General features: G+C 65.9%; 2 protein-coding genes. Both read right to left on the bottom strand.

What is annotated here, in order from left to right:
* Nucleotides 1-266: hypothetical protein (locus HS053_RS22075; RefSeq protein WP_174213392.1), on the bottom strand; the 266-nt coding region annotated here is incomplete at its 3' end.
* The coding region (locus HS053_RS22070; protein WP_241699990.1) for a phage tail protein at nt 263-1,498 on the bottom strand (1,236 nt) is incomplete at its 5' end. The genes HS053_RS22070 and HS053_RS22075, both read right to left, overlap by 4 nt.

Genomic DNA, 1,498 nt, shown 5'->3' with positions numbered 1-1,498 from the left:
AGATCGTCGGTCAGCAGATCAATGATCCGGCATGTCGTGCCTGCCGGCGCCTCGGCCAGCGTCACCGTGGTCACGCCTGCCTGATCCGTTTGCACGACCGGCCGGGGGCGAGCGACCCAGACACCATCGACAAGCATCATCCGCATCAGTGCCGTCACATCAGCCCCCCGCGGCAGGGCGATGGCGCCTTCCGGCAGGGTCTGTGCCGATCCAAAGGCTGACGGCAGCCGGGTATCGTTCACGCGCATCTGGGCAAAGCTGATCATTTGATGATGTCCGTGGCGATCATGGTGATGTTGGACAGCGCGTTGGTCTGCGTGTCGGAGCAGTCCGAGAGCAGGCGCTCCTCGACGTCCTCGTAATTGCCCACGACCGTTGCCGACGAGGTATATTGGTCCCAGGCGGATGACGTGATGTCCCAGGTGTTCCGGTCGATCCATGCGGACCAGGTGCCAGCCTCCTTGGTCCGCCGTTGCAGTTTCAGCGTGACCGATGAAAGGGCTCCGGTGATCTTGCGGGCCCGGAAGGTCACCCCGCGCAGCCAGATGCTGCTGGCCCCGGTCGGCCCCCAGGCCAGCGTGCATTGCACATGCGCGCCGCCAGACATCGTCACCGGCCCCACGACACCTGCCTGCACCAGGGCGCCGTTGACATCGACCCGGCCCAAACGGATGTCGTCGGTCGTCACTGCCTCCCAGTCGGTCCAGTCGGTTGCGCGATCGACGATCAGCCGGCCGCGCACCTCATAGCTTTCGTCGGGCAGGATCGATCCTGACAGTATCAGCCGCCCCTCTCGGACCATGCTGAACGTGCCAACTGTCTGCACATCGGTCGCCCCGGCATGTCTGACTTCCCATTGCAGGCCCGTGGCGTCATCGGCGGCATCGGCATCCCAGATCAGCTCGATTGCCGGTCGCCGATCGGCAGCCGCGCTGTCTTCCAGGACGATGGCAGCGACCACGAAGCCGGGAACTGTCTGCGCCGCAGGCGGCGAGACCGATGTCGCCGGCAATTCTACGCCGATCTCGTCGCCCGGGGTCCAGTCATAGTCGGCCGCATCGCGCTCGCGCAGGCTCAGCCCCTGCAGCATCGACATCAGGCTGTCGGTCAGCGAGGTGATCTCGAAGGTCTTGGCCGCATAGCCCCAGCGCGTGCTGGTCCAGCCGACCGTTTCAAGGGGCTCGAGAACCGCGGCCTCGGGCGGCAGCACCAGGCGATGGCTGCGCATCCTGCGGTGATCGGCAATGGCAGAGGTCATCAGCCGCTGAACCTGTGTCCCATGCGGGCAGGCGGGCAGGCTGATATTGGCCACGAGGCGCCGGCCGCCGTCCTCGGCTTCCCAGCCCGCATCGAAGCGCGGCGGGGCATCCTTGGCTTCCCAGAGCGAGGCCGGTTCGGGATAGGTCGCCGTGATGCCGTTATAGGTGTCGGACAGGCCCGGAAACGGCGCGAACTCCTGCGCCTGGCTGGCGATCACATCCTCGTCCGTGAGGAAATA

It is taken from the genome of Tabrizicola fusiformis, from assembly GCF_013328815.1.
Classification (GTDB): domain Bacteria; phylum Pseudomonadota; class Alphaproteobacteria; order Rhodobacterales; family Rhodobacteraceae; genus Fuscibacter.
This window is presented reverse-complemented; position numbering and strand designations above follow the sequence as displayed.